Source organism: Nosocomiicoccus massiliensis, assembly GCF_000438455.1.
Taxonomy (GTDB): Bacteria; Bacillota; Bacilli; order Staphylococcales; family Salinicoccaceae; genus Nosocomiicoccus; species Nosocomiicoccus massiliensis.
Genome location: NZ_CAVG010000013.1, coordinates 1 through 10,033, shown reverse-complemented (window position 1 = coordinate 10,033; position 10,033 = coordinate 1). Strand labels below are relative to the sequence as shown.

Below are 10,033 nucleotides of genomic sequence, written 5' to 3'. Positions count from 1 at the left end.
GGTTTACTATCATCATGATAGTAACTGCAGTTTTAATTATATTGTCCATTAGTCTAGCGTTTTACTTTAGAAACTACGCTCTAAATAGTAGTGATCAAAAACTATTAAATGATTTAGAGCGTATTGAACAAGAAATACTCAGTCAACACGAACCTGTCATTGAATCTACAAAAGTAATTACTGAAGAGAACTTAATCATTTACCAAGACGGTCAATTTGTATCGAGTAATACAGAGACGGACCGATCTGTGTTTAACTACATTTTAAATAGTGAAGGCCTACAAGAGGATACTTTTTTTGTTAAAGATGAAGAAAACATTGATTACATGGTAAAAGTGCTTAATATGACGCAGTACTATGATACAGATACAATGCTTATAAAATACACAGATATGTCACCGATTTATAAATCGATACGTGATATTACGATGATTATATCAGTGAGTGCGTTTGTACTATTTATCGTTACGACGTTATTTGCATTTATTTTAATCCAAAGAATTACTGATCCATTAATTGATTTGAGAAATGCTTCGTTAAAAATGGCAAGTGGAAAATTCCAAAAATTAGAAGTTAAAAATTTTGATGAAATCGGAGAATTGACACTTGCATTTAATAAAATGAGTGAAGATATTAAAAGAAATATCGATAACCTCGAGTATGAGAAAAACTTGAGAGAATCAATATTCACATCAATATCTGATGGCATAGATTTTTTGATGAATCAAACAGTCAAATTTACCGAAATAAAGAAGGAAATACATGGTTCAAAGAGATTTCACAGCATGAACGCTTAATACAAAAAATTAACGAATGTATTATTCGCTGTCGAGAAAACTTTGAATCTTATTCGATTACTGAAGAACTAGATACAGATACGTATATTGAAATCTTCTTTACACCAGTGAATTATGCAGAGTCAAAAACAGGTGTTACGATGACTATCCGTAACGTGTCACATGAGAAGAAACTAGAAACGATGCGCGCACAGTTTATATCGAGCGTATCTCACGAGCTAAAAACACCAATGGTAATGGTCACTGGTTACACTGAGGCATTACTAGATGAAATTGTCACTGATCCAAAAGAAGTAAAAAATATGTTAAGTATTATTAAAGAAGAATCTGATCGTATGAATCATTTAATCAATGAGTTAATTGAAATTAATAAGTTAGAAACTGAATCGGGATTATATAATATTAAAGAAAATGATTTAAACGTGTTGATGGCTGATTTACAGAAGCGATTTGATTACGAAATGAAGAAAAATCAGTTAAACTTTAAAGTTAAAAATAAGCTAAATAATTCTATCGTTCCTTTTGACTATGATAAAATGTACCAAGTGTTTACGAATTTAATCGATAATTCAATTAGATATACTTCAGACGGAGATACTATCTTAATAAATATTGACGAAACGAACACTCATGTAGTGATTACATTATCTGATACAGGTATTGGTATGAAAGCTTCAACGCTAAATCGTATATTTGAACGTTTCTATAAAGAAGATAAAGCAAGAACCAGAGGTAAACAAGGTACAGGTCTTGGACTCAGTATCGTAAAAAGTATTATTAATGGGCATAAAGGAACGATTACGGTTGATAGCGAGTACGAAAAAGGCACGACATTTGTTATGACGTTAAGTAAAGGAGAACAACTATGAACCAGTCACAGATTTACAAAATAATTATGATTAGTATATTATCAGCGATTTCTTTTATACTTATGTTGATAAGCGTTCCATTACCATTCTTCCCACCATTTTTAAAGTTTGATATTGCAGATATTCCTGCCTATATAGGATTTGTACTATTCGGTGGTGGAGTCGGTATTTTAATTATAGTTATAAAAATAATCATATACGGTTTTCTCGTTTCGAGTGAACCAATCGGTCCAATAGCGAATTTACTCGCATCACTTAGTTACTTAATTCCGATATATATTATTTATGTTAAAAGTAAAACGAGCAAAAGTTTAATAACGGGAATTGTCGTCGGTACACTATTCATGACGTTCGTGTTATCGATACTTAATTACTTTATCTTGCTTCCGCTTTACGGAATGATTTTAGATCAGCGTGCAGTGTTTGAAAACGTAAAAACACTTGTAACAGCAGGTATCATTCCATTTAACATCGTAAAAGGTATTTTACTCGGTATAGTCATCTATATCGTTCACACAAAATTAATACCAATACTGAAAAAGCAAATAAAAAAGAGTACTCTTTAAAAAGAGTACTCTTTTTTACTCAAACTTTAATGGATCTCCGTCGAACGGCTCATCGGCTACTTTTATAGAATCTGTGGGACACCCTAGATACGCCATTTCAAGATCGCCAAGGAGTTCTTCAGGAACGGGCGTTATCCCTTCATTGTTATCGAGTATGGAGTAGGAGATACCGTCATCGTCATAATCGAATATATCCGGTGCTGACGCTCCACATGCTCCACAAGCAATACAAGTGTCCTGGTCAGAAATTGTATATTTTATCGTCACATTGTCACCTCTTAATAACACTATATTAAGGTGTTTATTTCTTCTTTTCAACTAATTGCTTTTCAAAACTTCATCGCTTTCGAATTCCCTTTAAAAGTATAGGAAAAAAGACTATAATAAAAGTACTAATGTATGTAGGGTAGGAATGTATTATGAAAGATGATTTTTATAAAGATATACAACATAAACGTACTGATACAAATAAAGATAAACGAACAAGACGTCGCTCTAGAAAAAATAAAGTAGACGAACAGTTCAGTCGGAGCGCTAAGTATAATCGTGAAGAAAATAAAACTGTAAAAAATGAAAATAAAAAAGAAAACGAACCTAAAAAAGATGACGATAAGTCTGTAATTGCTGCAATTTTAGCATCCTTCAAGAGTACTTCATCGAAATATGGTGACCAGTTTTCTAAAGAGATGCAGCAATCAAAATCAAAGTTAAAAGATTTTAAAAACAAACATTTAAACACTCAATCATTTAAAAACAATAAAAACAAAAAGTCTCTATTAGTTTTACTCGCACTTTTAATTCCTTTAACTCTCGTGTTAGGTGTAATGATTGTCTCTAACTTTTGGCCTTCAGGTGACGGTATAGATGAACAATCTGTTGCGAGCGATAAAAAAGAAGAGAACACGAGACAAATTGACAAAGAATTTGAAAGTAAAAAAGCTGAATTAGAAAAGCAGTTTGCAAAAAACAAAGATAGTAACTCTAATAAAAAGAGTAAAGATAATAAAGACGGTGAAGAAGTCGCTTCAAATAAAGATGGTAATCTGCCAGCGAAATACTCTGAAGAACAAATCGCAAGTCTTGAAAAGCTTGGTCAATCAGTCATTTCATCGAAGAAAGAATCTGACGTAAAGAAGGCCGAACAAAAAGCAGCTGAAGAAAGAGAACGTGAACGCCAAGCTGAAGAGGCTAAAAAGAAAGAAGAAGAAAAAGAAGAAGAGAATGAAGTCGGAGCGACGCACGTTGTTACTGCGCAAGATAACTTATACCGAATCGCACTGAGATATTATGGCTCGGGTTCACAAGAGAACGTCCAAAAAATAAGAGATGCGAACGGTATTCCTGGAAACAACTTAACAGTTGGTCAAGAACTCATTATTCCATAAGAAAAGGTGTCATGAATGTCAAAAATTAATATAACAATTGATGGTCCTGCTGCCGCTGGTAAAAGTACCATCGCAAAAATTGTTGCAAACCGATTAAATTATAAATATTTAGATACTGGTGCAATGTACCGAGCGGTTACTTTATATTCTCTAAATTTAAGTGAATCGCTTACGAAATCAAATATTACAGACGCTAAAATAAATTTTAGTGAATCTGGAGATGTATTTTTAAACGATACGAACGTTTCAAAAGATATTCGTAATAGTGAAGTAACAAATAAAGTAAGTTCTATTGCTTCGATCGATTTTGTACGTGATTATCTTGTCGATATGCAACGTGAAATAGCAACAGATAAAGGTATCGTAATGGACGGTAGAGATATCGGTACTGTTGTAATCCCAGATGCTGAGTTAAAAATTTACTTAACAGCAAGTCCTGAAATTCGTGCAAAACGTCGACTTATTGAAGAAGAAGCTCGTGGAAATAATATTACATTAGATAATTTAATTAAAGAAATTATCGCACGTGATGAAAGTGATATGAACCGCGAACATTCACCGTTAAAAAAAGCTGAAAGTGCAATAGAGATTAATACTGATAATATGACGATTGACGAAGTTGCATCGGCAATCTTAAATTATGCACGCGAAAGGATTAACGACAATGTTTTATAAAGTTATGAAAGTATTTGTGACGTTATATTACCGAGTGCGTCATAAAATCACAGTCATCGGCGAAAACAACATTCCAAAAGAAGGGCCTGTTTTACTCGCTGCAAATCACAAATCATTACACGATCCACCCGCGATTGGTATTTCTGTAAAACGTGAGATGTCATTTTTCGCAAAATCTGAGTTGTTTAAAAATAAATTATTCGGTGCAGCAATCCGTAATTTAAATGCAATACCTGTAAATAGAGGTAAAGGAGATCGTGCGGCATTAAAAACGTCGATTGAGGCATTAAAAGAGGGACGCATGCTGTTAATGTTTCCAGAAGGGACACGTAATAAAGATAGAAATGATGAGTTAAGACCTCTTCAAGAAGGTGCAAGCTTTATCGCAATGAGTGCAAAAGCGCCGATTGTTCCAGTTGCTGTACGTGGAAATTATGATGATAAAAAGGGCGTAACGATTATATTCGGTCAACCTATATATACAGATGAGTTAAGGAAAGATGGTTTAAAGAGAAAAGATATTACGAAAATTTTAGAAAATAATCTAAATAATTTGTTAAATGGACCTTTACACCTTGACAAATAGCTAGATTTATAGGAACTTAATAGTATTAAGCGTTTTAAAATTGGAGGATAACGGTATGACAAACGAAGAAAAATTTGAAGAAAACTTAGAAGTTGAAAACACAGAAACTGTTGAGTCTAAGTACAACGAAGGCGACGTTGTAACTGGTAAAGTTTCTAAAGTTGAAGAAAAGTTTGTAGAAGTTGAACTTGAAGACGGTACGACTGGAGTCGTTCCAATTAGTCAATTAACTTCAAAACGAATTGATACAACAGATGAGATTGTAAGTCTTGATGATGAGCTTACAGCTAAAGTAATTAAAATCGAAGATGAGTCAACAGTAGTTGTTTCTGTGCGTCAATATGAGACAGAAGAAGCATACAATGACTTAAAATCTAAAAAAGATAACGATGAAACAATTCAAGCAGAAGTAATTGAGGTTGTTCCTGCTGGATTAGTTGTTGACGTCGGTGCACGTGGTTTCATCCCTGCATCACTTATTTCAACGCAGTTCGTTGAAGACCTTACTCAATTTGATGGTCAAACTCTAGACGTTAAAGTTGAAGACGTTGATCCAGACAATAACCGTATTATTTTAAACAGACGCGTTTTAGAAGAAGTAGCTGAAAAAGAAGAATTACTTAAAAACTTCGATTCACTTGAAGAAGGTGAAGTCGTTGAAGGTGAAGTCGTTCGTACAACAAACTTCGGTGCTTTCGTTAATGTTAATGGTGTAGATGGGCTCGTACACATCTCAGAAATTGACTACAACAGAGTAGATAGCGTTGAAGATGCTGTTTCAATCGGTGATACAGTCAACGTTAAAATTCTTTCAGTAGACAAAGATAACGAAAGAGTATCACTTTCAATTAAACAAGCTGGAGACAGTCCGTTCGATAAATTCTTCAACGAGCATAAAGTCGGCGACGTTGTAAAAGGAACTGTTAAACGCCTAGTAGACTTCGGTGCTTTCGTAGAAGTAGCTGAAGGTGTAGAGGGGCTTGTTCACGTATCAGAAATTTCATATGATCATGTTGAACACCCTCAAGACGTATTAAAAGCAGAAGAAGAAGTCGATGTTAAAATTATCGGATTCAACGAAGAAGACGAGAAAACATCACTTTCAATTAAAGCAACAAAAGAAAAACCACAACGTCCAGTTCAACAAAAAGATAAAACAGTTTATAAAGACGAAGAAGACGATGCACCTACATTAAGAGATATTTTAGGTGACAAACTTAAAGATTTAGGTCTTTAATCATACGTAAAAGAGCGAGGGAACTCGCTCTTTATTTTTTTATAGAATAAAATTAGAGTTATGATAAAATATAAGAGAAATGAGGGAAGTTGAATGATACCTACAGTAGCAGTCGTGGGACGACCGAACGTTGGAAAATCCACGTTATTTAATAGAATTATTGGAGAAAGAAAATCAATTGTAGAAGATACTCCAGGCGTTACAAGAGACCGAATATATGCTACAGCAGATTGGCTCGGTCATGAATTTAATATCATAGATACTGGTGGAATTGAACTCGATGACAACTTATTCCAAAATGAAATTTCAGTACAAGCAGAAATTGCAATTAATGAAGCTGATGTAATAGTAATGGTTGTAAATGGACGTGAGGGTGTTACAAATGATGATGTTCACGTTGCGAATATTTTACATCGTTCAAAAAAACCTGTCGTATTAATGGTCAATAAAATCGATTCATACGAAATGCGTTCAGAAATATATCAGTTTTATGAATTAGGTCTAGGCGACCCTTATCCAGTATCTGGTTCTCATGGTTTAGGATTAGGAGATGTTCTAGATAAAGTCATTGAAAACTTTAGTACATTAAACTATGAAGTCGATGAAGATGACTCAATTAAAGTTTCTTTAATTGGACGACCGAACGTTGGTAAATCTAGTTTAGTCAACGCAATACTCGGCGAAGATCGTGTTATTGTTTCGAATATTGCTGGGACGACTCGAGATGCTATCGATACAAAACTTGAAAAAGACGGGTTTAACTATACATTTGTCGATACAGCGGGTATTCGTAAACGAGGAAAAGTGTACGAAAACACAGAGAAATATTCGGTATTACGAGCTAACGTTGCGATTGAACGAAGCGACGTAGTTTTACTCGTATTAAACGGCGAAGAAGGGATTCGAGAACAAGATAAACGCATTGCAGGAATTGCACATGAAGCAGGAAGAGCAATCATTATTGTCGTTAACAAATGGGACGCCGTTGAAAAAGATACACAAACGATGCGTAAATTCGAACTAAAGATTAGAGATCAATTTAGATTTTTAGATTATGCACCAATTGCATTCGTTTCAGCGAAAACTAAAAGTCGTGTGCATACGTTATTCCCACTTATTCATACAGTCGATAATGCACATAAGCAACGCGTTCAATCGAGTGCGTTAAACGAAGTGCTAGTGGATAGTGTTGCAATGAATCCTACACCGACTGATAAGACAGGTAAACGATTAAATATTTTCTACGGGACTCAAGTCAGCGTCGCACCGCCGACGTTTGTTGTTTTTGTAAACGACCCAGAGCTCATGCATTTTAGTTATAAGCGATACTTAGAAAATCGTTTAAGAGAAGCTTTTGACTTTACAGGAACACCAATTCATATCATTACACGTCGTAGAAATTAATATAGGAGAGAGTTTTATGAATATATCAATTATAGGGACTGGTAGTTTTGGTACCAGTCTTTCAATGGTACTCGATTCTAACAATCATCATGTACTAATGTACGGCAGAAATAAAAGTACGGTTAAAGAAATCAACGAAGACCATACGAACAAAAACTATTTAAAAGATATTACGCTAAGTGAGACAATTAAAGCGACAGACGATCTTAAAGAAGCTGTTAAATATGGTGATATACTAATACTCGCAGTTCCAGTAAAAGCAGTCCGAACTGTAAGTAAACAAATTAACGAATATTTAAATGAACTAGATAAACAAGTGTTAATATGTCACGTGGCAAAAGGATTAGAACTCGGCACTCATAAACGTGTGTCTGAAATTATCATTGAAGAAATTGACGAAAAAAATTATACAGACATCGCAATTTTAAGTGGGCCATCACACGCAGAAGAAATCGCATTAAAACAACCGACAACAGTAAGTACAGCTTCAATAAATAAAACAGGTCAAAAGCAAATTCAAGATGTATTTATAAATAAATACTTTAGAGTGTATGAAAACAATGACTTAATTGGCGTGGAAGTTGGCGGTGCACTTAAAAATATTATCGCCCTAGGCATCGGTATTTTAGATGGCTTAGGTTTTGGAGACAATACAAAATCTGCCGTTATTACGCGAGGCCTACATGAGATCGCAAGACTCGGTACTAAAATGGGGGCCAATCCTTTAACTTTTATGGGATTAACAGGTGTCGGTGACTTAATTGTAACAGCGATGAGTGAACATTCTAGAAACTTCAGATGTGGTAAGATGCTCGCTAGTGGACAGTCACTCGACGATATTGTTAAAAATATGGGAATGGTCGTTGAAGGTGTTAACACAACAAAAGCTGCGTATGAGCTTGCAAAAATTCACGACGTCGATATGCCAATAACGAATGTATTGTACGAATATTTATTTGAATCAATCTCTGAGACAGATGCTTTAATCTCTTTAATGATGAGAGAAAGAAAGTCTGAAACAGAAGGTTTATTAGAAATTATGAGAAATCATTTAGAAGCGGAGAAATAAAATGTTTGATATATCTAGAATGGATTTAATGTGGGTGTCGTTTTATTCGATGGGTGCGATGGCACTTGCGGCACTCTTAATATATATCGCACGTTATAAAATGCCCTATCGTTTTGTAAGTATTATCATGTCAATTATTGCATGGTTATTTTTAATTTTTGCATTTATAACGATGATACTCGTATTAGGAGGCAGTAACCATGCGTAACGCATTAAAACTATTCGTTTTATTATCAGTTTCACTCTTATTAAGTGCTTGTATGTACCCTCAAAGTGAGCGTGATAAAAATGCACAGCCAAAAGAATCACAAATTAAAATGGTCGAGAACGCAGTCAAACATTACCAAGAAGATAACGACGGATTATTGCCATTTAAAACAACTGAAAATCATCTAGAAAATAGAGAGTATTTACAATACCAAGTAGAATTTAATAAATTAGTTCCGGACTATATTAGTGATATTCCACCGACAGCGTTTGAAAATGGTGGACATTATCAATATGTCATTATCGATGAAGATACAGACCCTAAAGTAAAAATCGCAGATTTAAGAATTACGAACACAATTCGCTCGTTAACGACTCGTTTAAACGTACTTAGTGACCATGTTAAATTAGGTGATATGGTCGGTCCAAACGTTTATATGCTAGATTTAGATCATTATCATCTTGATCAAAATCCAACAGTTACGAGCCCGTATACAGGTAATCCATTAAACGTATATTTTAATGGTGGAGAAGAATTTTTAGTTGATTATCGTGAAGATGTGCAACATATCATTGATGACCAAGAATTATCGTTTAAACCTGGCGATGACGTACGCCACGTCTTATATGAACATACACCTGTCGTACCGATTTACAGTCCAGAATTAACCGTCGATGAAAACAATAATGTTATCTTTATGACGAGCAAAATAAAAAAAGAAGCCAATAAATAATAATATACTAAAGAATGCTGAAATATGTTGAAGTGACGGCATTCCTGTGGTAAAGTCAAAACATAATGATTAATCATTATATAGAATCTAGGAGGTCATTTAATTATGAACAAGACTGATTTAATTAACGCAGTAAGCGACAAAGCTGATCTTACTAAAAAAGATGCAGGTGCTGCTGTAGACGCAGTTTTCGAAGCAATCCAAGGATCACTAACTAAAGGTGAAAAAGTTCAATTAATCGGATTCGGTACTTTCGAAGTACGTGAGCGTGCTGCACGTAAAGGACGTAACCCACAAACTGGTGAAGAAATTGAAATTGCAGCATCTAAAGTACCAGCTTTTAAAGCAGGTAAAGCTCTAAAAGACGCAGTAAAATAAGAATTTTAATAGACCTAACTGATGTTAGGTCTATTCATTTATAAGGGTGATTTTTTTGTTGGCGCTAAGTGAAATTATGACTTATTTTGATGATGACATTCAAAACAAATATACAAATTTTGTAAA

13 protein-coding genes are annotated in these 10,033 nt (G+C 34.3%); 12 read left to right on the top strand and 1 reads right to left on the bottom strand.

Annotation, left to right across the window (positions count from 1 at the left end; translation table 11 throughout):
- From TJ68_RS00450 to TJ68_RS00440, 3 genes are all read left to right on the top strand, one after another.
- On the top strand, positions 1–797 hold a 797-nt coding region (locus tag TJ68_RS00450), incomplete at its 5' end, for a HAMP domain-containing protein (RefSeq protein ID WP_148449579.1).
- A gap of 107 nt (positions 798–904) precedes the next feature.
- On the top strand, positions 905–1,666 hold the full coding sequence (locus TJ68_RS00445; protein WP_162138441.1) for a sensor histidine kinase: 762 nt from the start codon (positions 905–907) through the stop codon (positions 1,664–1,666).
- Entirely contained in the window at positions 1,663–2,232 is a 570-nt protein-coding gene (locus tag TJ68_RS00440) for an ECF transporter S component (protein WP_040928150.1), read from the top strand. The genes TJ68_RS00445 and TJ68_RS00440 overlap by 4 nt, the downstream gene beginning before the upstream one ends.
- A gap of 15 nt (positions 2,233–2,247) precedes the next feature.
- On the opposite strand, the gene TJ68_RS00435 is transcribed toward TJ68_RS00440, so the two are convergent.
- The gene (locus TJ68_RS00435; RefSeq protein WP_102167314.1) at positions 2,248–2,499 is read right to left on the bottom strand and encodes a ferredoxin; all 252 of its coding nucleotides are present in this window, start codon (positions 2,497–2,499) and stop codon (positions 2,248–2,250) included.
- A gap of 152 nt (positions 2,500–2,651) precedes the next feature.
- Here TJ68_RS00435 and TJ68_RS00430 point away from each other — a divergent pair, with 152 nt between their 5' ends.
- The 9 genes from TJ68_RS00430 (at position 2,652) to TJ68_RS00390 (ending at position 9,907) form a co-directional block, all read left to right on the top strand.
- On the top strand, positions 2,652–3,617 hold the full coding sequence (locus TJ68_RS00430) for a LysM peptidoglycan-binding domain-containing protein (protein WP_040928149.1): 966 nt from the start codon (positions 2,652–2,654) through the stop codon (positions 3,615–3,617).
- A gap of 15 nt (positions 3,618–3,632) precedes the next feature.
- Positions 3,633–4,292 carry a (d)CMP kinase gene (cmk, locus tag TJ68_RS00425; RefSeq protein WP_040928148.1) on the top strand — a complete coding sequence of 220 codons (660 nt, stop codon included), beginning with the start codon at positions 3,633–3,635 and terminating at the stop codon, positions 4,290–4,292.
- On the top strand, positions 4,258–4,878 hold the full coding sequence (locus tag TJ68_RS00420; protein WP_238315992.1) for a lysophospholipid acyltransferase family protein: 621 nt from the start codon (positions 4,258–4,260) through the stop codon (positions 4,876–4,878). The genes cmk and TJ68_RS00420 overlap by 35 nt, the downstream gene beginning before the upstream one ends.
- Before the next feature lie 55 nt (positions 4,879–4,933).
- A complete protein-coding gene (gene rpsA / locus TJ68_RS00415; RefSeq protein WP_040928146.1) occupies positions 4,934–6,115 on the top strand; it encodes a 30S ribosomal protein S1 in 1,182 nt (393 codons plus the stop codon).
- 93 nt (positions 6,116–6,208) lie between these two features.
- A complete protein-coding gene (der, locus tag TJ68_RS00410; protein WP_040928145.1) occupies positions 6,209–7,519 on the top strand; it encodes a ribosome biogenesis GTPase Der in 1,311 nt (436 codons plus the stop codon).
- Positions 7,520–7,535: 16 nt separating this feature from the next.
- Positions 7,536–8,588, top strand: coding sequence for an NAD(P)H-dependent glycerol-3-phosphate dehydrogenase (locus TJ68_RS00405; RefSeq protein ID WP_040928144.1), 1,053 nt, complete (start codon positions 7,536–7,538; stop codon positions 8,586–8,588).
- Between the two features lies 1 nt (position 8,589).
- Positions 8,590–8,796: a DUF2768 domain-containing protein gene (locus TJ68_RS00400; protein ID WP_052327221.1), complete on the top strand. Its 207-nt coding sequence runs from the start codon at positions 8,590–8,592 to the stop codon at positions 8,794–8,796.
- Positions 8,789–9,529: a hypothetical protein gene (locus TJ68_RS00395; RefSeq protein ID WP_040928143.1), complete on the top strand. Its 741-nt coding sequence runs from the start codon at positions 8,789–8,791 to the stop codon at positions 9,527–9,529. Before TJ68_RS00400 ends, TJ68_RS00395 begins: the two co-directional genes overlap by 8 nt.
- A gap of 105 nt (positions 9,530–9,634) precedes the next feature.
- Positions 9,635–9,907 carry an HU family DNA-binding protein gene (locus tag TJ68_RS00390; RefSeq protein ID WP_040928142.1) on the top strand — a complete coding sequence of 91 codons (273 nt, stop codon included), beginning with the start codon at positions 9,635–9,637 and terminating at the stop codon, positions 9,905–9,907.
- The last annotated feature ends 126 nt before the right edge of the window (positions 9,908–10,033 follow it).